The organism is Zunongwangia sp., assembly GCF_048269745.1.
GTDB lineage: Bacteria > Bacteroidota > Bacteroidia > Flavobacteriales > Flavobacteriaceae > Zunongwangia.
In genome coordinates this window covers 33,991-54,647 of the sequence record NZ_JBLXIB010000008.1, presented here as the reverse complement: position 1 = coordinate 54,647, position 20,657 = coordinate 33,991, and the positions used below count along the sequence as shown (strand labels likewise).

Annotated in this window: 22 protein-coding genes and 1 riboswitch; of the genes, 11 read left to right on the top strand and 11 right to left on the bottom strand. The window is 31.8% G+C overall.

The window, feature by feature from the left end; all coding sequences use genetic code 11:
- Positions 1 to 158: 158 nt before the first annotated feature.
- The 3 genes from ACN0WI_RS10620 to ACN0WI_RS10610 are packed head-to-tail and all read right to left on the bottom strand — an operon-like array spanning position 159 to position 3,126.
- Positions 159 to 941, bottom strand: a complete 783-nt coding sequence (locus ACN0WI_RS10620) for an ABC transporter ATP-binding protein (protein ID WP_417886780.1) — start codon at positions 939 to 941, stop codon at positions 159 to 161.
- 14 nt (positions 942 to 955) lie between these two features.
- Entirely contained in the window at positions 956 to 1,987 is a 1,032-nt protein-coding gene (locus ACN0WI_RS10615) for an iron chelate uptake ABC transporter family permease subunit (RefSeq protein WP_417886779.1), read from the bottom strand.
- Positions 1,987 to 3,126 (bottom strand): ABC transporter substrate-binding protein, encoded by a 1,140-nt coding sequence (locus tag ACN0WI_RS10610; protein ID WP_417886778.1) that lies wholly within the window; start codon positions 3,124 to 3,126, stop codon positions 1,987 to 1,989. Before ACN0WI_RS10610 ends, ACN0WI_RS10615 begins: the two co-directional genes overlap by 1 nt.
- Before the next feature lie 67 nt (positions 3,127 to 3,193).
- Positions 3,194 to 3,384, top strand: a riboswitch (cobalamin riboswitch).
- 34 nt (positions 3,385 to 3,418) lie between these two features.
- Between ACN0WI_RS10610 and ACN0WI_RS10605 the strand changes: the two genes are divergently transcribed.
- Both ACN0WI_RS10605 and ACN0WI_RS10600 read left to right on the top strand, forming a co-directional pair.
- Positions 3,419 to 5,254, top strand: a complete 1,836-nt coding sequence (locus ACN0WI_RS10605) for a TonB-dependent receptor plug domain-containing protein (protein ID WP_417886777.1) — start codon at positions 3,419 to 3,421, stop codon at positions 5,252 to 5,254.
- Positions 5,255 to 5,265: 11 nt separating this feature from the next.
- Positions 5,266 to 6,342 (top strand): YncE family protein, encoded by a 1,077-nt coding sequence (locus tag ACN0WI_RS10600; RefSeq protein ID WP_417886776.1) that lies wholly within the window; start codon positions 5,266 to 5,268, stop codon positions 6,340 to 6,342.
- Between the two features lie 68 nt (positions 6,343 to 6,410).
- Here ACN0WI_RS10600 and ACN0WI_RS10595 read toward each other — a convergent pair whose 3' ends face one another.
- A complete protein-coding gene (locus tag ACN0WI_RS10595) occupies positions 6,411 to 7,859 on the bottom strand; it encodes a S41 family peptidase (protein WP_417886775.1) in 1,449 nt (482 codons plus the stop codon).
- A 125-nt stretch (positions 7,860 to 7,984) separates the two neighbouring features.
- Here ACN0WI_RS10595 and ACN0WI_RS10590 point away from each other — a divergent pair, with 125 nt between their 5' ends.
- The 4 genes from ACN0WI_RS10590 to ACN0WI_RS10575 are packed head-to-tail and all read left to right on the top strand — an operon-like array spanning position 7,985 to position 10,075.
- Positions 7,985 to 8,494: an RNA polymerase sigma factor gene (locus ACN0WI_RS10590; protein ID WP_417886774.1), complete on the top strand. Its 510-nt coding sequence runs from the start codon at positions 7,985 to 7,987 to the stop codon at positions 8,492 to 8,494.
- Positions 8,481 to 8,927 carry a hypothetical protein gene (locus ACN0WI_RS10585; RefSeq protein WP_417886773.1) on the top strand — a complete coding sequence of 149 codons (447 nt, stop codon included), beginning with the start codon at positions 8,481 to 8,483 and terminating at the stop codon, positions 8,925 to 8,927. The genes ACN0WI_RS10590 and ACN0WI_RS10585 overlap by 14 nt, the downstream gene beginning before the upstream one ends.
- A gap of 6 nt (positions 8,928 to 8,933) precedes the next feature.
- On the top strand, positions 8,934 to 9,464 hold the full coding sequence (locus ACN0WI_RS10580; protein WP_417886771.1) for a DUF4252 domain-containing protein: 531 nt from the start codon (positions 8,934 to 8,936) through the stop codon (positions 9,462 to 9,464).
- A gap of 5 nt (positions 9,465 to 9,469) precedes the next feature.
- On the top strand, positions 9,470 to 10,075 hold the full coding sequence (locus tag ACN0WI_RS10575) for a DUF4252 domain-containing protein (RefSeq protein WP_417886770.1): 606 nt from the start codon (positions 9,470 to 9,472) through the stop codon (positions 10,073 to 10,075).
- Between the two features lie 104 nt (positions 10,076 to 10,179).
- On the opposite strand, the gene ACN0WI_RS10570 is transcribed toward ACN0WI_RS10575, so the two are convergent.
- The 3 genes from ACN0WI_RS10570 to ACN0WI_RS10560 form a co-directional block, all read right to left on the bottom strand.
- On the bottom strand, positions 10,180 to 10,917 hold the full coding sequence (locus ACN0WI_RS10570; protein ID WP_417886769.1) for a Bax inhibitor-1 family protein: 738 nt from the start codon (positions 10,915 to 10,917) through the stop codon (positions 10,180 to 10,182).
- Between the two features lie 92 nt (positions 10,918 to 11,009).
- On the bottom strand, positions 11,010 to 12,347 hold the full coding sequence (gene purB, locus ACN0WI_RS10565; protein WP_417886768.1) for an adenylosuccinate lyase: 1,338 nt from the start codon (positions 12,345 to 12,347) through the stop codon (positions 11,010 to 11,012).
- Between the two features lie 146 nt (positions 12,348 to 12,493).
- Entirely contained in the window at positions 12,494 to 13,183 is a 690-nt protein-coding gene (locus ACN0WI_RS10560) for an SIR2 family NAD-dependent protein deacylase (protein ID WP_417886766.1), read from the bottom strand.
- Between the two features lie 115 nt (positions 13,184 to 13,298).
- Between ACN0WI_RS10560 and ACN0WI_RS10555 the strand changes: the two genes are divergently transcribed.
- Complete coding sequence (locus ACN0WI_RS10555; protein WP_417886890.1) at positions 13,299 to 13,958, top strand: TrmH family RNA methyltransferase; 660 nt, start codon at positions 13,299 to 13,301, stop codon at positions 13,956 to 13,958.
- Positions 13,959 to 13,984: 26 nt separating this feature from the next.
- Positions 13,985 to 14,515 (top strand): SRPBCC family protein, encoded by a 531-nt coding sequence (locus ACN0WI_RS10550; RefSeq protein WP_417886765.1) that lies wholly within the window; start codon positions 13,985 to 13,987, stop codon positions 14,513 to 14,515.
- Between the two features lie 21 nt (positions 14,516 to 14,536).
- Here the strand turns inward: ACN0WI_RS10550 and ACN0WI_RS10545 are convergent, their stop codons facing one another.
- From ACN0WI_RS10545 to rlmH, 4 genes are all read right to left on the bottom strand, one after another.
- Positions 14,537 to 15,304, bottom strand: a complete 768-nt coding sequence (locus ACN0WI_RS10545) for a carboxypeptidase-like regulatory domain-containing protein (RefSeq protein WP_417886764.1) — start codon at positions 15,302 to 15,304, stop codon at positions 14,537 to 14,539.
- A gap of 65 nt (positions 15,305 to 15,369) precedes the next feature.
- The gene (locus ACN0WI_RS10540) at positions 15,370 to 17,121 is read right to left on the bottom strand and encodes a DEAD/DEAH box helicase (protein WP_417886763.1); all 1,752 of its coding nucleotides are present in this window, start codon (positions 17,119 to 17,121) and stop codon (positions 15,370 to 15,372) included.
- A 59-nt stretch (positions 17,122 to 17,180) separates the two neighbouring features.
- Complete coding sequence (locus ACN0WI_RS10535) at positions 17,181 to 17,753, bottom strand: non-canonical purine NTP diphosphatase (RefSeq protein WP_417886762.1); 573 nt, start codon at positions 17,751 to 17,753, stop codon at positions 17,181 to 17,183.
- A 6-nt stretch (positions 17,754 to 17,759) separates the two neighbouring features.
- Positions 17,760 to 18,233: a 23S rRNA (pseudouridine(1915)-N(3))-methyltransferase RlmH gene (rlmH, locus tag ACN0WI_RS10530; protein WP_417886761.1), complete on the bottom strand. Its 474-nt coding sequence runs from the start codon at positions 18,231 to 18,233 to the stop codon at positions 17,760 to 17,762.
- A gap of 49 nt (positions 18,234 to 18,282) precedes the next feature.
- Between rlmH and nadC the strand changes: the two genes are divergently transcribed.
- Genes nadC through ACN0WI_RS10515 form a run of 3 tightly spaced genes read left to right on the top strand, consistent with a single transcriptional unit; the run spans position 18,283 to position 20,649 of the window.
- Positions 18,283 to 19,140: a carboxylating nicotinate-nucleotide diphosphorylase gene (gene nadC, locus ACN0WI_RS10525; protein ID WP_417886760.1), complete on the top strand. Its 858-nt coding sequence runs from the start codon at positions 18,283 to 18,285 to the stop codon at positions 19,138 to 19,140.
- 4 nt (positions 19,141 to 19,144) lie between these two features.
- Entirely contained in the window at positions 19,145 to 20,065 is a 921-nt protein-coding gene (locus tag ACN0WI_RS10520) for a YihY/virulence factor BrkB family protein (protein ID WP_417886759.1), read from the top strand.
- A 23-nt stretch (positions 20,066 to 20,088) separates the two neighbouring features.
- Entirely contained in the window at positions 20,089 to 20,649 is a 561-nt protein-coding gene (locus ACN0WI_RS10515) for a chalcone isomerase family protein (RefSeq protein ID WP_417886758.1), read from the top strand.
- The last annotated feature ends 8 nt before the right edge of the window (positions 20,650 to 20,657 follow it).

The window sequence follows — 20,657 nt, the reverse complement described above, 5'->3', positions numbered from 1 at the left end:
ATAAACATTCCTTTTTTAAACTAATTTTAATTGCAAATGGATATAGGATTTGAAGAAATTTACGAGGTTTAAAGCTTATAATAATGCTGAATTTTAGGTCTGTTTTTTTATATGAAAAAAGTATCGAAATACAAAGATTAAGCCTTGTTTTAGTTGCGCTAATTTTTTATTTTAAAAGCACCTGAAGAAGTATCGAAATATACAAGATCTTGTGGAAATAGATCTTGAAAAGCTTCTTTTTTAATTAACTCTTTTGGCGTGTCGATTAATAGTTCACTTGGTCCCATTAAAATAATTTTATCACAAATTTGGAGTGCTAAATTAATTTCATGAGTTGCGAAAATAATCGCCTTTTGGGTCTTTAGAGTCAGGTCCTTCAATAGCTTTATTACGTAAGCTTTATGATATAAATCTAAATGGGAAGTAGGTTCATCTAAAATAATAATAGAGGTGTCTTGAGCAATAGCTCTAGCAATTAATACTTTTTGTAATTGGCCATCGCTAAGCGAGTAACACTTTCTGTCTTTAAGTTCTAGTAGAGCAGTTAAATTAAGTGCATTTTCAATTTTAAAATGATCTTCTTTTGATAGTTTTCCTAACCAATTTGTATACGGTTGCCTGCCTAATGCTACTAACTCGAATACACTTAAGTTTTTTGAAATTGGCTGGTTGGTTAGCACTAAACTAATTTCTGATGCTCTTTTTTTGTTATTGAAATCTAATAAATTTTGTTTTTGAATTTCAATATTTCCTGAAATACTAGGCTGTATTCCTGAAATTGTTCGTAAAAACGTAGATTTTCCAACGCCATTAATACCTACTACAGCAACCAACTCAGACGGATATAATTGAATATTAATATTCTCAGCAACAGTTTTTGTTGTTTTCTTGTCGGAGTAACCAATTTTTAAATCAGAAATATCTAAAATTGATTTTTTCATATTTTCATGTTTCATCAAAATAAAAATTTCTGTTTTTTAATTAGTAGCCAAATAATGACAGGAGCTCCTACGAGCGATGTAATAGCATTTATAGGTAAAGGTGTTTGTAATATTGGTAAATTAGTTATCATATCGCAAATGAGCATTAAAATAGCACCACCTAAGGCTACTAGAGGTAATAAAATAACGTGGTTTGTTATTGAAACTAATTGCCTTATTAAATGCGGAACTGCTAAACCAATAAATGCAATAGGTCCACAGAAAGCCGTGATACTTCCTGCTAACAAACTAGTGGCCAAAATTACCAATAATCGATTTTGTTTAATGTTAACTCCTAAACTGTTTGCATACTCTTCACCTAATAAAAGACTATTTAGATTTTTTATACTTAAAATAGAAAGAATGATTCCTATCACCCAAAACAGCATTAAAATTTCGAATTGTTCCCAAGATAAATCACCCAAACTTCCGAAAGACCAGAATATATAGTGTTGTAACTGTGATGTTTCACTAAAGTAAGTTAAGATATTTACTACAGCACCAGTTAAACTTGCAAACATTAGTCCAATTATAAGGATGGACATAATATCGCGTAACCGAATTGAGGCTAAGATAACACACAGCATTACTAATAAACTACCAGTACTAGCAGCAATAACTAAGCTCCATTGAGAGAATATAATATCAGAAAAATCTCCAGCTATTAACCCTAAGCCCATTATTAATAACGAAACTCCAAGACTAGCACCGCTACTTAAGCCCAAAACATAAGGGCCTGCAAGTGGATTTTGAAATAAAGTTTGCATTAATAGGCCGCTAATAGCCAAACCGGATCCTACTATAATAGCAGTAATGGCTTTAGGGAGTCGATATTCTAGGATTATATAGGTATGGGTATCTATGCCTGTTTCGTTGTTTAAAAGCGCTGAAAAAATGTCTCTAAAGGGAATATGAACAGAGCCAATACTAATGTTGAGCAATAGTAAGCCTAATAATAGAATGGTGAAAATAGCTAAAAGGTAAACGTATTTTCGAAAGTATTGCATTAGTTATCAAGTTCTTTTATAAAAGTAGATGTATAGTCAGGTAATAATTTAGGGTGAAAAATCTTAATTAAATCTTTCAAAATCAAATCCGGACGGCTAGGGCCTAATTCATAGAATAGTATTCCACCAGTTGCTCCTTTACTCATGCTTACTGAATATACTTTTCTATTTTTAACGGCTTTAAATTCATTAAGGTGTGAGGATTGATTAAATAGTTGATTATACGAAGTAAATTGTCCTGTGCTTACCCAAAAATCTGCATTTTTTGCATCGTTTAAAACCTTTTCAAAAGAGAGTTTTAAACTTCCTTGTCCTTCAGTTTCACTCCAAACATATGTAGCATGAGCATCGTTAAAAATATTGGCTTGCCAACTATTCCCGAAAGGTACATACCATTGGTCTTTATACATCGAACCACTAAAAACTGTAGGTTTAGTTTTGGCTGTTTTAGCTAATTTTTTTGCGTTTATATAATTCGTTTTAATAGAATCGAATATAGTTTTTGCTTCTTCATTTTTGTTATATAATGCACCAAAAAATTTTATCCACTCTGCTTTTCCTAATGCCGTAGCTTCTGTCCATTCTCCATTATAAATCACAGGAATACCAGCTTTTTGAATTTTTTGTAGGCTTTTGTTAGTAGCGTTTATAGAAAACCCAATTACTACATCTGGCTGTATATCTATTAATAATTCAGTATTTAAATTTTCATTATTTCCTACATCTTTAATTTTATCAGCTTTTATTAATGTTCTGGTCTTTTCAGATGAGATAAAATCCAAATCCGGAAATCCTTTTAAACTTTCAATTTCATCTAAAGCTTCTATGGCTGGAATGTGCGTAGTAGAGGTAGCCACTACTTTTTTAACCGGAATTGTTATTTCTTGATCGTAATCTAAATTTTCGGGGATATTAGCTTCCTTTTCAGCTAATACATAAATAAACTTTTTTTTAGTATTAGCCCACGGGCTATTTACCGTTATTACGCTGTATGAATTAAATTTTGTTATTGAGAATCCGGTAGCATTTTCGATAGCCATCGCTTTTCCCAAATCTTGCCCATTTTCTTTTTTTGAAGAATGTGTTTCTTTACAAGCAAAACTTATGATAAATAGTATTAAAATCCCGAATTTTTTCACTGCGCTAAATTTAATGTCAAAAGTAATATTATTTATAAATTAAGTCGAAGAAGTTTAATAAATGATTATTTTCGCCCTTGATTTTGGTTCGGGTAACACCGATTAAAAGGGAATCAGGTATGAGCCTGAGCTGTTCCCGCAACTGTAAGCTGTGTTCTGTAAAAGAATACTTGTTAAACTTTAAACCACTGTCGTTTAGATGGGAAGGTGTTTAACAAGACGCAAGCCAGGAGACCTGCCATAATTATAACAAAAACGAGAGGACTTTCGGGAAAAAAAGTCGCTGCTGCTTATGAAACATAAACAATTACTCTTTTTATTGATTTTGAGTATCTATTCTGGTAGTGTAATGGCTCAATCTACTGCAATTACCAAATTAGATACAGTGTTATTGAAAGAAAATAAGCTTGATAAGCTTTCATTAGGACAACAAGTAACAAAATTAACCGACTCTGTTCTATATAAAAACGAACCTTTACTTACCGAAGTTTTACGATTTAATACGCCTATTTTTTTTAAAGAAAATGGGTTAGGAATGGTTTCTTCACCTTCGTTTAGAGGGACTTCTGCATCGCAAACTGCAATTGTTTGGAATGGCATTAATATCAACTCACAATTTAATGGGCAGTTAGATTTTAATACTATAAATACAGCAGCTTATAACGAAATTGCGATTCGGCCCGGAGGTGGAAGTTTAGTTTATGGAACCGGAGCTATTGGAGGGAGTGTGCATTTGACGAATTCGCTTTCTTTTAAAAATGAAGAGAAACATCAGGCTTTATTACGTTATGGCAGTTATAACACCATCGATGCTCGCTACAATTTGCAATTAGCTAAAAACGATTGGAGTGTAAATGTGTCGTTTTCTAGAAATAGTAGTGATAATGATTATGAGTATCCGGATGATAAAGGTAAAAACCTAAATGGAGATTATGATAATAACGGATTAAATGTTGCGCTAGGTTATCGATTTTCGAATAAAAATAGCTTAAAATTAATTAGCGAAATTTATGATGGTAAACGCCATTTTTCGATTGTTCGCCCTACAGAAAATCGAACGAAATATAGAGATATCACTAATCGTAATTTAGTGGAGTGGAATTATGAGTTTTCAAAATTTAAGCAAATTGTAAGAGCTGCTTTTATAAGGGAAGAATATCAGTATTTCGATAATATAAAATCTAATAATCATACTTTTGGCGAGGCTAAAAACTTTATTGGTAAATACGATTTAAATTACAAGGTAAACTCTAAACTGCTTCTGAATGCCATCGTGCAAAATACGTATACCCGCGGTAAAGGTAGCAGTATTCGAAAACAAGATCGGAATATATTTTCCGGTGCCTTTTTGGTAAAACATCAGGTAGTGAAGAATGTGGAATATGAGGTGGGGTTGCGTAAAGAAATCACGAATGCTTACGAGAGTCCATTATTATTTTCATTTGGAAGTGATCTTCGCTTTTCAAAATACTATATGCTGAAGTTAAATGCTTCAAAAAACTTTCGTATCCCAACTTATAACGATTTGTATTGGGATTCAGCTGGAAATCCGGATTTAAGCCCGGAAACTTCCCTTCAGTTTGAAGTTGGTCATCAAGTCACTATTGAAGATCTTCAATTAGGGGTAAGCATGTATTACAATATTGTAAAAGATATGATTATTTGGTTACCCGGAGCTGGTGGAAATTGGGAACCCGATAATGAAGACAAAGTGAAAATGTATGGTTTAGAAACATTTTTAGATTGGAAAAAAGTATATTCTAAAGATCGTGTTTTACAAACAAATTTCACCTACGCCTATACCGTTTCTGAAAATAATGAAACTGATAATCAGTTAATTTATGTTCCATTTCATAAAGCAACAGCTAATGTAACATATCAATATCATCGATTTACGCCATCACTTCAAGTTTTATATAATGGTAAAGTTTTTACACGTAGCGATGAAAGCGAGAAACTTTCCGGTTATTTAATCGCTAACATTGGTACTTCGTATGCTTTAGATAAACATAACACTTGGCAATTAGGCGGACAAATAAAAAATTTATTCAATTCTGAATATCAAAACGTAGAAAACCGGTGGATGCCCGGAATTAATTTCAATATATTTTTAAACATAAACTTTTAATTTAAAATTCTATGAAGATTAACAATTATTTTATGATGCTTTTTGTGGTAGTATCACTTTTAACGTCGTGTAGTAGCGACGATGACTTTATTCAAGATACAAGCAAAGGGAATGATAGTGGTAATGAAGAACCTGAAGAATTAGCTCCTTATCAAAACGGAATTTTGGTTTTAAATGAAGGTGTTAACGATGCCGGTACTGTTTCTTTCATTACGAATGATTTAGAAACTATAGAGAATACTATTTTTGAGAATAATAATAATGATATGGATTTGGGCAATTTTGTTCAATCTATGTTTTTTGATGATGAAAATGCATATTTGATTTCTAATGGTACAAATATTATAACTGTAGTAGATCGGTATACTTTTGAATATAAAGGCATTGTGGATAGTGGTTTAAGTGTGCCTTATTATGGAGTTGCTTATAACGGAAAAGCTTATGTTTCTAATTTAGCTGGGTTTAGCACAGGTGAAGATGATTATATAGCAGTTATTGATTTACAAACATTTGAAGTAGAAAAATCTATTGTAGCGGGAACTTATCTTGATGAAGTAAAAGAAAATAATGATTTAATATATGTTGAAGGTGCTTCTTTTGGTCAAGGTAATTCTATCAAAGTTTTTGACCCTAATACTAATTCTTTTGTAAGAACTATTACTACAAGTACAGGACTGAATTCTTTTGAAATTGATGGACAGTTTATTTATGCGCTTTCTTCAAATAAGCTTCAAAAAATAGATTTAAATACAGGAAACGAGAATTTTGTTTTAGAATTTACAGAAGATTTTGGTGCGGTATCAAATCTTGATATAGAGAATAACATTATATATTTTACTTCGGCTTCTTCTGTTTATTCTATTTCAGAAGAGCTTTTAGAACAACCAGAAGAACCATTACTTACTTATGAAAGTAATTCTGCTTATGGAAAAATGTATGGATTTAATGTTAACGATGGTTTTATATATACTGCTGATGGAGGTGATTTCAAATCAAATGGGAAAGCTAGAATTTATTCTGTTTCTGGTGAATTCATAAAAGAGTTTACTGTAGGTATGGCTCCAAACGGCTTCTATGTTAATGAGTAGTTTGTAGTAAAAATACATCATACTAAAAAAAGCCCCAATTTTGGGGCTTTTTTTAGTATATAAGAATATTATTCTGATGTGCCGGGTAACTCATCAATATACATTCGTTTATAAGTTGGCTTATTAGATTTTCGTTCTTTAAAATCGATAAATTTCTTAGAAATTTCACTTTCCGATTGTTTGCTATATAATAAGCTTCTTTTTCCGGTTATCGCATTTAAAGCAGCTGCTAAAAGTGGTTCAGACGGATCACCCAGCTCTCCTAAGTCATTTATTTTTTCTGTAATTGGAATATCAGGAATTAAACCATCGTATGGCACTACTTCATCGTCTGCATTTACAGATTCGTATACTAAAGGCTGAATAGCATATTTATGGTCTGGGTTTGCATTTACTCTAGTAAAATCAGGAGAATCATAACGAGTTACCGAAGCTTGCGATTTTCCGGTTGTTGTATCACCTACTTTTACCACATTTATATAGGGGGTTAATCCATTTATTACTAATTCGCTGGCAGATGCTGTGCTAGAAATACCAATAACATAGAGCTGATTTAAATTTAAGCTATTAATGGCATTATCATTTATTTTATCAGTAAAATAATCAAATAAGTATTCTGGTTTATTATTTAAATAATAATTTTGGAAATCTTCATTCCATTGCTTTTTAGCAAAAACCTCTTCGGTAAATTGTCCGGTTATCATACTCGCTAAGTGGGTTGCAGAACTTACTCTACCGCCGCCGTTATACCGTAAATCAAGAATTAAATTATCGATGTTTTCTCCTTTAAACTCGGCAAACACTGCATTTAATTCATCATCGAATTCCGCAACAAAACTATTATAAAGTAAATACCCAATTTTGTGCCCTCCGGTTTCAATTACTTTATGCATTAATATTGGATTCTCGGTTAGTTCTTGAGTAACGATTGTAACTTCTTGTCCATTTTCAGTTACCATTCCTTCAGAATTCAAATCAGCTAATGTATAGGTTAATGAATTACCCGAAAAAATTTTCTGATAGTTCTTTAAAGTGATTTGTTCTCCATTTATACGCGTAAATAAATCGCCACGTTTAATAGATTTTCCTTCAGCATTACTACCTGGTACAATATATCTAACCTGGCCTATTAAAGCATTCGAATTTTCTGAAATATAATATAAAATATAATCTACTCCTGTGGTTTTTGATATACCACTAATACTATTTTCAAGCTCTATATAATTGTCGGTTATAAAACTGAAACGATCTTTAGGCACCGTTAAATTCTCAAATAAGTTTTCGGGTGTAGTATAACTTCTTAAAAATTCGTTGTATTCATCTTCGGTTTCAAAATAGCCATCGGCCAATCTTGGCTGTTCCGATTTGTAGAGGTAATATTCACTCATGGCTCGGTAAATAAAATCGTTTATTTCTACAAATTCCGGATCGTTAATTACATCGTCCATATCTTCTGCACACGAGCTCAGCACTAAACTAGCCATAGCAAAAAGAAAGAAAAGTTGTTTTATCTTCATGTATAATATCTATAATTTGGGTTTAAATACGAAAATAGGTAACAATATTCTATTTAAAAATTATTGTAACAAAATTATATTAGGGTCGTCGTAAAAGAAAAGGAGCTAACATTAACCATCAAATTATGAAAGAAAGTACTTTTTTAGATACTATTTCTCCTTTTAAAGATAAGATTTTTAGGTTGGCATCTCGGTTACTAGTTTCAAAAGAAGCTGCAGAGGATGCAACCCAAGAGGTTATTATTAAATTATGGAAGAAAAAAAAGAAAATTAATGAGTATAACAACATCGAAGCTTTCGCCATGACTATTACCAAAAATTATTGTTACGATCAGTTAAAACTTAAGCAAAATAATAATTTGCGGATAGTACACACTAATTACGATAGTCATGAAATATCAAGTCAGCGTAAGTTGGAATTAAAAGATGATTTAGAATGGATTTCTGAAATTATGAATGAATTACCAAAGCAACAGCAAACCATATTTCAGTTACGAGATATAGAGCAATATAACCTTGAAGAAATTGCTAAAATTATGGAAATGAAGAATACAGCAGTTAGAGTGGCTCTATCACGAGCTAGAAAAAAAATAAAAAATGAATTGATAAAAAAGCATAGCTATGGAGTTAGATAAAATTAGCAAGCTTTTAGCAAAATACGATGAAGGGGAAACAAGCTTGCAAGAAGAGCAAGAAATTGCTAATTATTTAAAATCCCAAGAGGTACTCCCACAACATCAGATGTATAAATTACTCTTTAAATTTTCAGAAGAGAGTAAAGAAAAGAAATTAAAAACAACTATAGAATTACCTAAAAAAAGCAAGTTAAAACCACATTCTTGGTGGTATGCAGCAGCAATGGTAGTTTTAGTAGTCAGTATTTATATATTTTCTAATAACTCGCCACAAAAACCAGAAGTTGCGCAGTTAACTCAAGAAGAGGTTACTTATCAGCAAACTAAACAAGCGCTACAAATGATCTCTCATTATATGAATGAAGGTCGTAAAGATTTAAAATATTTAAAAGAGTTTAATAAAGCTACTAACCAAATTATAAAAACAAAATAAAAAATTATGAAACGAATAATAATTTTAATAGCACTAGGCTTAATGCCTATACTCTCGACAGCACAAGACTTTCGAAAGTATGAAGATATGAAAGACGTAGATGCGGTGATTATGACTAGCAAAATGTTTAAAATGTTGGCTAAAGTAGATTTAAGTGACAATGATCCGGAAGCCAAAAAGTATATGGATATGATTGAGCATTTAAATGAAATTCGCCTATATAAATCAAACGCATCTACTGTGCGAAAGGAAATGGCTACCGATTTTAAAGCCTATTTAAGTAAAGGTTCTTTAGATGAGTTGATGCGAGTTAAAGAAAGTGGAAAAAACATTCAGTTTTTTGCAAAGTCCGCTCCTAATAATGATAATGTTGTACAAGAGTTATTGATGTTTATGGATGGAGAGGATGACGGCGAACCAATATCGGTAATTTTAAGAATAACAGGAGATATCGATTTATCGCAGCTTTCTAAATTAACAAAAGATTTGAATGTTCCCGGAGCCGATCAATTAAAAAATGCTAAAACAAAATCATAACCATCATGAAATTACATAAATTAATAACATTTTTATCAATAGGATTATTAGCAATAGCTTGTAATAAACAAAAGAGTCTACAAGAGTATTATGTTGAAAAACAAGACGATAATAAATTTATAGCTGTCGATATTCCAACAAGTTTATTTGCAAATCTAGATAATTTTGATGCTGAAGAGAAAGCTATTATTGAGAGTGTACGTAAAGTAAACGTGCTAGCTCTTCCGCTAAAGAACGATACAGCATATTTTGAAAAACAAAAGACAGAGTTGCAAGACATTCTTAGGAATGAAGATTATCAATTATTAATGAAAGTAGGGAATTCTGATCAGCGAGGTTCATTATATTTTACTGGAAAAGAAGATGCTATCGACGAGATAATAGCTTTTGGCTACAGTAATAAAAAAGGAATGGGTGTTGCTCGTATATTAGGAGACAATATGAATCCTGAAAAAATAATGAAGCTTTTAAAATCTTTAGATAAAGAAGATGTAAATCTAAAAGGCTTAGAAAGTCTGGAAGGTATATTCGATCATTCCGATAAAAATTCAAAAAATCAAAAATCTGGAGTTTCGGTTAATGTTAAAGTCGATACTGTTACTACCGAATAAAATTATGGTATTGATAATAAAAAATCCCTTTCTAAATTTAGAAAGGGATTTTTTATTATTTTTTCGATTTCTATTAAATAATCGAAATTTGATGTTTTTTAATTTTATTTTCTTCTTCCGAAAATTCTCAATAAGAATAAAAATAAGTTTATAAAATCTAGATATAAGGTAATAGAGCCTAATAGAGCTAATTTTTGTCCGGTTTCAGAATCTTCTAAACCAGCACGGTACATTCTTTTTATTTTTTGAGTATCGTAAGCAGTAAGCCCTACAAAAATAAGAACTCCGGCGTAAGTTACCACCCAGTACAAAATTTCATTAGAAAGAAAAATATTTACAACCGAAGCTATTATAATACCAAATAACCCCATTATACATAAGTTCCCGATAGAGGTTAAATCTTTCTTAGTAAAATAACCATAAGCACTCATAGCACCAAAAGTCCCTGCGGTTATAAAAAAAGTAGAGGCTATAGAGCCAGAAGTATAAATTAGCATAATTAGCGAAAGCGTAACTCCATTTAAAACAGCGTACAAGACAAATAGGGAAGTGGCAAGACTAACTGATATTTTTCGGATGTTCGATCCAAGGTATCCAACTAAAAGAATTTCTCCTATTAAAAGTCCGTAAAAAACTAGTCTGTTTGAAAATACAAGACTTAACAAGGCTTCACTTTGTGCTGAAAAATATGCAGTAACGCCAGTAATTAATAGCGCTAAAGCCATCCAATTATATACTTTATTGATAAAAGCTGTTTGTCCTTGTTTTATTTCTGAATCGGAAAGAATCACCGACTGTTGTGGATTATTTTCTTCTGAAAATTGATAATTAGAATTCATCATTTTGTTAAGGTTTCCGTTTAAATTTTCATGTAAACTTTAATTTATAGTAATCAAAAATTGTTATTTGAAATATCAATTTTTAATATTGAAAGTTATATACCCGTATAATTTTGAGGAGTTATAACGCGTAATTCTTTTTTTACAGCTTCATTAACGTCTAATGTTTCAATAAAATCAGCAATACTTTTTTTATTGATTTTCTCGTTAGTTCGTGTTAATCCTTTTAAAGTCTCATAAGGATTTTTAAAGCCTTCTCTACGTAAAATTGTTTGGATAGCTTCTGCAACTACAGCCCAATTTGCTTCTAAATCGGCATGTAATTTTTCTTTATTCAGTAATAATTTTCCTAATCCTTTTAAAGTAGATGTAAATGCAATAATTGTGTGCCCAATAGGAACTCCAATATTTCGAAGCACAGTACTATCGGTTAAATCTCGCTGTAAACGGCTTACTGGTAGCTTAGAAGAAAGGTGCTCGAAAATAGCATTGGCAATTCCTAAGTTTCCTTCACTATTTTCAAAATCGATCGGATTTACTTTATGTGGCATTGCAGAACTTCCTATTTCTCCCTTTTTTATTTTTTGTTTGAAATAATCCATAGAAACATACGTCCAGATATCTTTATTTAAATCAAGGATAATTGTGTTGATGCGTTTTAAAGCATCAAACAAATTTGCCATATGGTCGTAATGCTCTATTTGCGTAGTCGGGAAAGAATGTTTTAAGCCTAAGGTGTTTTCAACAAAAGATGCTCCAAAATTTTTCCAGTCAATGTTAGGGTAGGCTACAAAATGTGCGTTAAAATTACCAGTAGCTCCACCAAATTTTGCAGCATGCTTGCAATTATTTAAAATTCTTTGTTGCTCTTGAAGGCGAACAACAAAAACTTCAATTTCTTTACCTAAGCGAGTAGGAGAAGCTGGTTGACCATGTGTTCTTGCCAACAAAGGTATTTTTGCCCAGTTGGAAGCTAATTCTTTTAGTTTATCTAATACTTCTTCTAACACCGGATTGTAAACTTCTAAAACTGCATCTTTTAAAGAAAGCGGTACAGCGGTATTATTGATATCTTGAGAAGTTAATCCAAAATGGATAAATTCTTTAGATTTTTCTAGACCTAGTTTTTCAAATTCGTTTTTTAAAAAATACTCAACTGCTTTAACATCGTGGTTAGTAGTTTTCTCGATCTCTTTAATAGCCAGTGCATCTTCAGAAGAAAAGTTTTCAAAAATGCTTCGTAACTTCGGAAAAATACTTTCTTCTACTTCCTGTAATTGAGGTAATGGAAGCTTACAAAGAGCTATAAAATATTCAATTTCAACTTTTACACGATATTTGATAAGGGCTTCTTCACTAAAATAAGCAGCTAGTGCTTTAGTTTTAGAATGATATCTTCCATCTATAGGAGAAATAGCTTCTAGCGATGTCATTTTTTTATTTTAAGAATTAAAGTGTAAATATAACGCTTCGAAAGCAGCTGTAAAACGAGAATTTTCAATTTCTTTAAAATTAATTTTTGATTTATTGAAAATCGGTTCCCAAATTCATCGTTTCCTTAAAAAAGATTTGTTTCAGTTTAATGCTTACTATATTTTTCTAGGTCTTTTACAAGTTTAGGAACTCCGGTTACTGCCTTTTCAGCATAAATTTTTAGATTTTCGCTCGGTTTTACATTTGGTTTAGGATCTACAAAGTAAATAGGTGTGTTGGCTTGTATAAAATCAATAAGCCCAGCTGCCGGGTAAACTTGCATTGAGGTGCCTATAATCAATAAAATATCTGCTTTAGAAACTTTTTCAATCGCAACATCTAACATTGGTACCATCTCCCCAAACCAAACTATATGAGGGCGTAATTGAGAATTGTGCTCACAGGAATCACCAACTTTCAAATCGTCTTTCCAATCTAGAATTACTTTTTCATTAAAAGTGCTTCTTACCTTTAATAACTCGCCATGCAAATGGGTAACATTAGAGCTGCCTGCTCGTTCGTGTAAATCGTCTATGTTTTGTGTAATAATATCTACTTTAAAATGAGCTTCCAATTTAGCCAACGCATAATGAGCTTTGTTTGGAAATACTTTTAAGAGCTGACGCCTACGCTGATTGTAAAAATCGAGTACTAATTCTTTATTTTTTTTCCAACCTTGAGGTGAAGCTACTTCCATAACATCGTAACCTTCCCATAGCCCATCAGCATCTCTAAAGGTTTTTATACCACTTTCAGCACTTATTCCTGCACCTGTCAATACAACAAGATTTTTCATTCTCAGTTTCTATTTAAACTATTATAAAATTAATAAGGTTTAGAATATTGGAAAAATTTTCTTCAAATTTTCTTTTTTGGATAGAATACTGGGCTTTTTTGCTAATTTTGGTTTTATGACAGACCATTCTTTAATTGAATATTTACGTACGTTTTTAACAGACAGTCGTAAGCAACTTTTCGATCACGTTTTAAAAGAGCGTACTAATCATTTTACAGTTGCCACGCAAGATGTTTTTCAGTTGCATAATACAAGCGCAGTAATTAGAAGTTGTGATGTATTCGGAATACAGAATGTTCATATAATAGAGGAGCGTCTTACTAAACAGATAGAACGAGAAATTGCGATGGGAGCCCAAAAATGGGTTACCATAAATAGGTATCAATCCACAAAATCTTGCATCAGTAATTTGCGAGAAAAAGGATACCAAATAGTAGCTACTAGTCCGCATACAAATTCAGTTACACTAGAAGATTTTAATGTTAGTAAACCTTCAGTTTTTTTCTTCGGAACCGAAAAAGAAGGTTTGTCAGAAGAAATTTTAAAGGAAGCAGACTGTAGTTTAAAAATTCCGATGTATGGCTTTACAGAGAGTTTAAATATTTCTGTATCAGCTGCAATTGTTTTACAGCATGTAACTCAAAAAATGCGAACAACGCCTAATGTGCACTGGGAGTTAAGCCCAGAAGAGTTAGATGATTTGCAATTAGAATGGTTAAGAAAGTCGATAAAAAATATCGACCAAATTATTTTACGCTTCGCAAACAAGAACTAATTCTTTTTAATTATAATTTTTAATCAATGACGCTTTTCTTTTATATAGTAATTGCAATAGTCACTTTTTTTGCCTTTTTACATGCTTGGACCAAGAAAAGTTTTGATGTAAGTAGAACAATTGTAATTAATGCTCCTATAGGAGATGTATATGCTTTTGTAAGGCAATTAAAGAATAGAGGAAAGTGGATGCCATGGTTTAAAAAGAACATAGGAACTGTGCATTTTAAAGGAGTGGATGGTAAAACCGATGCAATGATGTATTGGAAGGGAAGAACCCAAAAAATAGGAGAGGGCACTGAAAAAATAATAAAAATAAAACCGAATAAAATTATAGAAACGAAGGTAATAATGATAAAACCTACAAAATTTGTTGCACTAAGTTATTTTGGTTTCAAGGAGATTGATAATAAACGAACTAAAATGGTTTGGGGAATCCGTGGATTTTCAAAATTTCCGCTGAGTATTATAAATATTTTTTTTAGTGTGGATAATATATTTGGCGATCATATAGAGGAAGGTGTACAATCAATAAAAAAGTATTTTGAAAATAAATAAAAATAAAGATTAAACGAATGCTTAATCTTTATTTCTTTTAAGTAGTTTATATTCTTCCCAACATCCGCTAATAGCGTCTAAAATTTGTAAATCGTTAGCTGTTTCTACAAAATTTTCAGAGTAATTACACCTACTTAAAATTTCTCGAATATCAGCTTTAGAAATTTGTAGCATCGCCGTTAAAGTTTCTCGGTTGTATTTAGAGTTCAATAAATCTCTAATAGCTTTGTCTTCTTTAACTTTTCGGAGTTTCCGCATTTGCCGCTCTTTTGAACTAAAAATATTGTTCAGGGCGTCTGCTGGATTAAATATAGAGCCAATAACTTTGTTGATGGCATTGGGTGAAGAGTTTCCTGCTTCGTAACCAGAATTGAGGCCAGAGATACTATATCGTCTATTTTCGTAAATAGGAATATTTCTGGCGTCAATTTCTAAGTATCCTGTTAAAGTTACCTCGCCCACTTTTACTTCCTCAAGGGCAATTCCCACTTCTGTCATTTTTACTTTTACATTTCCGTATTTTAACCAGTCGTTTGTAACACGCACTCGTATCGATTTAAATCCTAAATAGGAAAAGTATAATGTATCGTTTACGGCAGCTTCTATTTCAAAAGAACCTTCATCGTCGGAAACATCACCTTTTACCTGATTTAAATTAACCACATGTACATTTTCAAGCTTTACATCATTAGCGGCATTCATAACCGTTCCTGAAATATTAGCATCTTGAGCCTGTATAAGTTGGCTTGTTAAAAAAAGAAGTAAAGTGAAAAATAAAAAGCGCTTCATAAAAATGGTAACCTTAATTAAATAATTCCTATAAAAAATAATGCCATTTATAAGGAATTACAAAACTATTTTTTTGATTTTCTTCTTTTAAAAGAGTTCTCTATATTTTTTGATCTATTTCCAGAACGTCCTTTTTTTGAATCTGAAGAAGAATTAAAATTTCTTTTTCCTCTACCACCACTTTTTTCACGTCTTTTTCCTCTTCCTCTTCCGCCGCCAGAATCTTTAGTAACTTCAACATTTACATGTCGACCTTGGTGTTCGTAATCATCAAATAAAGCGAGTACTTTGTCCGTTTCTGAAGCTTCTGTATTAAAGAAAGAAAAACTTTCTTTTACATCTACTTTGAATACATCTTCTTTGCCTAAGCTTAGTTTTTCTTTTAAGAAATCCTTTAAACTCATCCAATCGAAACCATCTTTTTTACCAACATTGATGAAGAATCGAGTAGCGCTTCCGTTTCCTCCTCCGTCTCTAGAAGAATCTTTAGCGTTTACAGAACTTAATGAATTGGATTCTTTATAATAGTTGAAGAAACGAGTGAATTCAACAGAAAAGAATTTTTTAATTAATTCTTCTTTGTCAAAATCTTGTAATACTTCATTAATCGTTGGAAGATATGATTCTATTTCCGGATTAATTTTAGTTTCCTTAATCTCGTTCGCTAAATGTAAAAGCTGAGTTCTGCAAATTTCAGACCCACTAGGAATCTCTTTTTGAATGAAAGATTGTTTAATAATCTTTTCAATACTTTTAATTTTTCGAAATTCACTTTTTACGATAATAGCCATAGAAATACCAGTTTTACCTGCTCTTCCTGTACGACCACTACGGTGAGTATACGTTTCAACTTCATCTGGAAGTTGGTAGTTAATTACGTGCGAAATATCATCTACATCAATACCACGTGCAGCAACATCTGTAGCAACTAGCATCTGGATTTGATGACTACGGAAAGATTTCATAACCAAATCTCGTTGATTTTGGCTTAAATCTCCATGTAAAGCACCTGCACTATATCCATCTTCGATAAGGCGTTCAGCAACTTTTTGTGTATCTCTTTTTGTACGACAAAATATTACAGAGAAAATATCTGGATTTGCATCTGCAAGACGTTTTAATGCATTGTAGCGGTCTCTTGCATTTACCATATAATACTCGTGAGAAACATTTGCCGTACCTTCATTCTTCTTACCTACAGTAATTTCTAAAGGAGATGACATAAATTTCTGTGCAATTTTCGATACCTCTTTAGGCATTGTAGCCGAAAATAACCACGTGTTTTTTTCTTTAGGAGTATGAGATAAAATGGATTTAATATCTTCATAAAATCCCATGTTTAGCATTTCATCAGCTTCATCTAATACACAGTATTCAATTTTAGAAATATCTGCTAATCTACGCTTTATCATATCTTGCATTCTCCCAGGAGTAGCAACAATAATTTGTGCACCGCGTTCTATTTGTTTAGCCTGATCGCTAATGCTAGCTCCACCATATACGGCAACTGGTTTTAAACCCGGTTCGTATTTTGAATAATTTTGAAGCTCATTCGTAATTTGTAGGCATAATTCTCTCGTAGGAGATAAAATTAGAGCCTGAGTATTTTTTGACTTTGTATTTATTTTTTGAATTAGTGGAAAACCGAAAGCCGCCGTTTTTCCTGTACCAGTTTGGGCAAGCGCCACAAGGTCAGTTTTGTTTGCAAGTAAAAGAGGGATCGTTTTTTCCTGAACATCACTAGGGCTCTCAAAGCCCATATCTTCAACTGCTTTTAAAATAGATTCTTTTAAACCTAATGCTTGAAATTTACTCATTATAAAATTTAATAAGCTGCAAATGTACGTATAAGTTCACAGCTTCTCACATTATTTTTTTATTTAGATAAATATTCGATGAGTTGTGCAAATGCTTTCCCTCGGTGACTGATCTTAGATTTAGCTTCCATTGGCATTTGGGCGAATGTTTTTTTGAAGCCTTCCGGACAAAAAACAGGATCGTAACCAAATCCATTTTCGCCATATGTTTCTTTAGTAATTTCTCCTTTACAAATGCCGGTAAATAAATTTTCTCGGTCTTTTAAATTTAAAGCAATTACTGTTTTAAAATGTGCTTTTCTATTTATTTTATCTTTTAATTCATCTAAAAGCTTAACGACGTTTGCTTTATCGCTTTTTTCTTCTCCTGCATAACGTGCTGAATAAACTCCTGGAGCTCCGTTGAGTGCATCAACTTCTAGTCCGGTATCATCAGCAAAACAATTATAGCCATAGCGATGCCGAACATATTCTGCTTTTAAAATTGCATTTCCATCTATTGTATCGGCAGTTTCGGCAATATCTTCATTACATCCAATATCATCTAAGGATAATAATTTAATATGTTCAGGAAGCATTGCCTGTATTTCTTCAAACTTATGCTTGTTGTGAGTCGCAAAAACTAATTCCATTTTTTGTTATTTATGGTGATAAGGTTCATTTTTTAAAATTGTAAATCCTCTGTAAATTTGTTCGGTTACAAATAAACGAACCATTTGGTGAGAAAAAGTCATTTTAGATAATGATATTTTAGCATTGGCTCGTTGGTATACTTCATCGGAGAAGCCATAAGGCCCTCCAATTACAAATATAAGTTGTTTTAATCCGCTGTTCATTCGCTTTTGAAGATAGTCAGAAAAATCTTCTGAAGAATATTGTTTTCCGTTTTCATCAAGCAAAATTATAAAATCAGAAGCTTGTACTTTATTCAAAATAAGTTCTCCTTCTTTAATTTTTTGCTGATTTTCATCTAAATTTTTTGCTTTTTTTAGATCCGGAATTATTTCTAATTCAAACTTCGTATAAAACTGAAGCCGTTTTAGATATACGTCGATAAGCTTTTGTAATTCTTTACTATCTGTTTTTCCTATACAGCGTAATTTTATTGTCATTCGTTTTATTTAGCGTATACTTTCCTATTTTTACAAAAATAAGTAACAAATGATCTCAGCAGCACAATTCGATAAAGAAATTGAAAATATTATTAGTAATGCTATTCGGGAAGATGTTGGAGAGGGCGATCATAGCTCGTTGGCCTGTATTCCATCGTCTAGCAAAGGAAAAGCTCAATTATTAGTAAAAGACAACGGTATTTTAGCAGGAGTAGCTTTTGCACAACGTGTATTTGAAAAAGTAGATCCTAATTTAAAGCTAGAAATTATATTAAAAGATGGTGCTCCAATTAAAAATGGAGATGTCGCTTTTTATGTAGAAGGAGCTTCGCAATCTATTTTAAAAGCAGAACGTTTAGTTTTGAATGGTATGCAACGTATGAGTGCTATTGCTACTAAAACTAAAGAGTTTGTTGAAAAACTAGAAGGAACAGGAACAAAAATTTTAGATACACGTAAAACTACCCCTGGTATTCGAGCTCTTGAAAAATGGGCCGTAAAAATTGGCGGGGGAGAAAATCATAGATTTGCATTGTACGATATGATAATGCTGAAAGACAATCATATCGATTTTGCTGGAGGTGTTGCAAAAGCTATCCAAAAAACTAAAGATTATTTAAAAAGAAATAATCTTGACCTTAAAATTATAGTGGAAGCAAGAGATATGCAAGAAATTAAAGAGATTTTAAACGAAGGTGGCATTTACCGAATTTTGATTGATAATTTTAATTACACAGAAACAAAGCAAGCCGTAAAACTTATAGGAGACCAATGCTTAACAGAATCTAGTGGAGGAATAACTTTAGAAAGTGCTAGAAAATATGCAGAATGTGGAGTTGATTATATTTCGAGCGGTGCTTTAACACATTCGGTTTATAATTTGGATCTTAGCTTAAAAGCTATGTAAAAACATGTCTATTTTAAAGCAATTAAGAAACTATACGAGCACATTTTTAAAATGGTTAATTAAAACAACCAGTGCTATAAAATTGCCCGGTTTAGAAGGACTTTCTTTATATAATCTATGGAAAATATATTCCGATGGAATTATAAAAGGAACTTTTTCTACTCGGGCTAGTTCTATTGCGTATAGTTTTTTTATGGCGCTTTTTCCATTCATTATTTTTGTCTTTAACCTAATTCCTTATATCGATATTGCCGATTTTAAGATTAAGTTTTTAATTCTAGTAGACATTTTATTACCTACAGAGGCGCAAGGCTATTTTGGAGAAATTTTTAATGACATTGTTTCCAGACAGCGAGGAGGTTTATTATCCTTATCGTTTTTTCTGTCTATTTTTTTAATGACCAATGGCGTAAATGCAATATTTACCGGTTTTGAATTCTCTTACCATACTAAAGTAAACCGATCGATAATAAAACAATATTTGGTTGCATTAGGAGTGTCGCTTTTTTTAGTGGTTATTTTACTAATAGCAGTAGGGATAATTGTTTACTCTCAGTATGCTATTGAAGGCTTGTTAGGTGAAAACCCTTTTAGCAATTATATAGATAAAGCCTCTGTTATAACTTATATCTCATTTATAGCACTAATTTATACAGTAGTTGCTATACTCTATTATTTTGGAACCAAAGAAGCTAAACAATCTCGTTTTTTTTCGGTAGGAGCTTTTTTTACTACAATACTTATATTAGTCTCTTCTTTTTTGTTTGGCTTGTATATCGAAAATTTCAGTAATTATAATGAGTTATATGGTTCTATTGGTGCTTTGTTAATTTTGATGGTTTACATTTGGTTAAATTCTAATATTTTATTGTTAGGTTTTGAACTTAACGCATCTTTAGTAAAATTGAAAGAAAATTTTGAATAACTTAGGAATCTCAATAAAATATTATGAAAAAATCAATTTTAACAGTGGTATTCCTATGTCTTTGTGCTTCTTTAACAGCGCAAGTTGAAGTAGGAGGAGTTACTTTTCCTAAAAATTATAAATCAGCAGATGCTAATTTAGTATTAAATGGGGCGGGAGTACGTGAAAAATTATGGATAGATTTATATGTTGCAGGACTTTATTTAGAAGAAAAAAGTACCGATGCAGACGCTATTATTAAAAGTGAAGAACCAATGGCTATTAAGTTACAAATAGTATCACGATTAATAACAAGTGAAAAAATGAGTAATGCAGTAGAAGATGGTTTTGAAAATTCAACAGGAGGAGATACAAAGCCTATAGCAACCCAGATTAAAACATTTATGGAATTTTTTAAAGAAGAGATCAAAAAAGGGGATATTTTTGATTTGGTTTATAAACCTGGTACAGGAGTTGTAGCATTAAAGAATAACGAGAAAAAAGGAGTGATTAAAGGAAAAGAATTTAAAGAAGCTCTTTTCGGTATTTGGTTGTCCGATAAGCCAGCCGAAGATGATTTAAAAGAAGCGATGCTCGGAAATTGAAAAAATAA

Bases quoted from the DNA above. Each gene is read 5' to 3' on its own strand.
- ACN0WI_RS10615 (WP_417886779.1), bottom strand. From the start codon at position 1,987: ATGCAATACTTTCGAAAATACGTTTACCTTTTAGCTATTTTCACCATT.
- ACN0WI_RS10590 (WP_417886774.1), top strand. From the start codon at position 7,985: ATGAAAGAAAGTACTTTTTTAGATACTATTTCTCCTTTTAAAGATAAG.
- ACN0WI_RS10555 (WP_417886890.1), top strand. From the start codon at position 13,299: ATGACAGACCATTCTTTAATTGAATATTTACGTACGTTTTTAACAGAC.
- ACN0WI_RS10620 (WP_417886780.1), bottom strand. From the start codon at position 941: ATGAAAAAATCAATTTTAGATATTTCTGATTTAAAAATTGGTTACTCC.
- ACN0WI_RS10570 (WP_417886769.1), bottom strand. From the start codon at position 10,917: ATGATGAATTCTAATTATCAATTTTCAGAAGAAAATAATCCACAACAG.
- ACN0WI_RS10560 (WP_417886766.1), bottom strand. From the start codon at position 13,183: ATGAAAAATCTTGTTGTATTGACAGGTGCAGGAATAAGTGCTGAAAGT.
- ACN0WI_RS10540 (WP_417886763.1), bottom strand. From the start codon at position 17,121: ATGAGTAAATTTCAAGCATTAGGTTTAAAAGAATCTATTTTAAAAGCA.
- ACN0WI_RS10550 (WP_417886765.1), top strand. From the start codon at position 13,985: ATGACGCTTTTCTTTTATATAGTAATTGCAATAGTCACTTTTTTTGCC.
- rlmH (WP_417886761.1), bottom strand. From the start codon at position 18,233: ATGACAATAAAATTACGCTGTATAGGAAAAACAGATAGTAAAGAATTA.
- ACN0WI_RS10535 (WP_417886762.1), bottom strand. From the start codon at position 17,753: ATGGAATTAGTTTTTGCGACTCACAACAAGCATAAGTTTGAAGAAATA.
- nadC (WP_417886760.1), top strand. From the start codon at position 18,283: ATGATCTCAGCAGCACAATTCGATAAAGAAATTGAAAATATTATTAGT.
- ACN0WI_RS10520 (WP_417886759.1), top strand. From the start codon at position 19,145: ATGTCTATTTTAAAGCAATTAAGAAACTATACGAGCACATTTTTAAAA.
- ACN0WI_RS10515 (WP_417886758.1), top strand. From the start codon at position 20,089: ATGAAAAAATCAATTTTAACAGTGGTATTCCTATGTCTTTGTGCTTCT.
- ACN0WI_RS10545 (WP_417886764.1), bottom strand. From the start codon at position 15,304: ATGAAGCGCTTTTTATTTTTCACTTTACTTCTTTTTTTAACAAGCCAA.
- ACN0WI_RS10605 (WP_417886777.1), top strand. From the start codon at position 3,419: ATGAAACATAAACAATTACTCTTTTTATTGATTTTGAGTATCTATTCT.
- ACN0WI_RS10575 (WP_417886770.1), top strand. From the start codon at position 9,470: ATGAAATTACATAAATTAATAACATTTTTATCAATAGGATTATTAGCA.
- ACN0WI_RS10585 (WP_417886773.1), top strand. From the start codon at position 8,481: ATGGAGTTAGATAAAATTAGCAAGCTTTTAGCAAAATACGATGAAGGG.
- ACN0WI_RS10600 (WP_417886776.1), top strand. From the start codon at position 5,266: ATGAAGATTAACAATTATTTTATGATGCTTTTTGTGGTAGTATCACTT.
- ACN0WI_RS10595 (WP_417886775.1), bottom strand. From the start codon at position 7,859: ATGAAGATAAAACAACTTTTCTTTCTTTTTGCTATGGCTAGTTTAGTG.
- purB (WP_417886768.1), bottom strand. From the start codon at position 12,347: ATGACATCGCTAGAAGCTATTTCTCCTATAGATGGAAGATATCATTCT.
- ACN0WI_RS10580 (WP_417886771.1), top strand. From the start codon at position 8,934: ATGAAACGAATAATAATTTTAATAGCACTAGGCTTAATGCCTATACTC.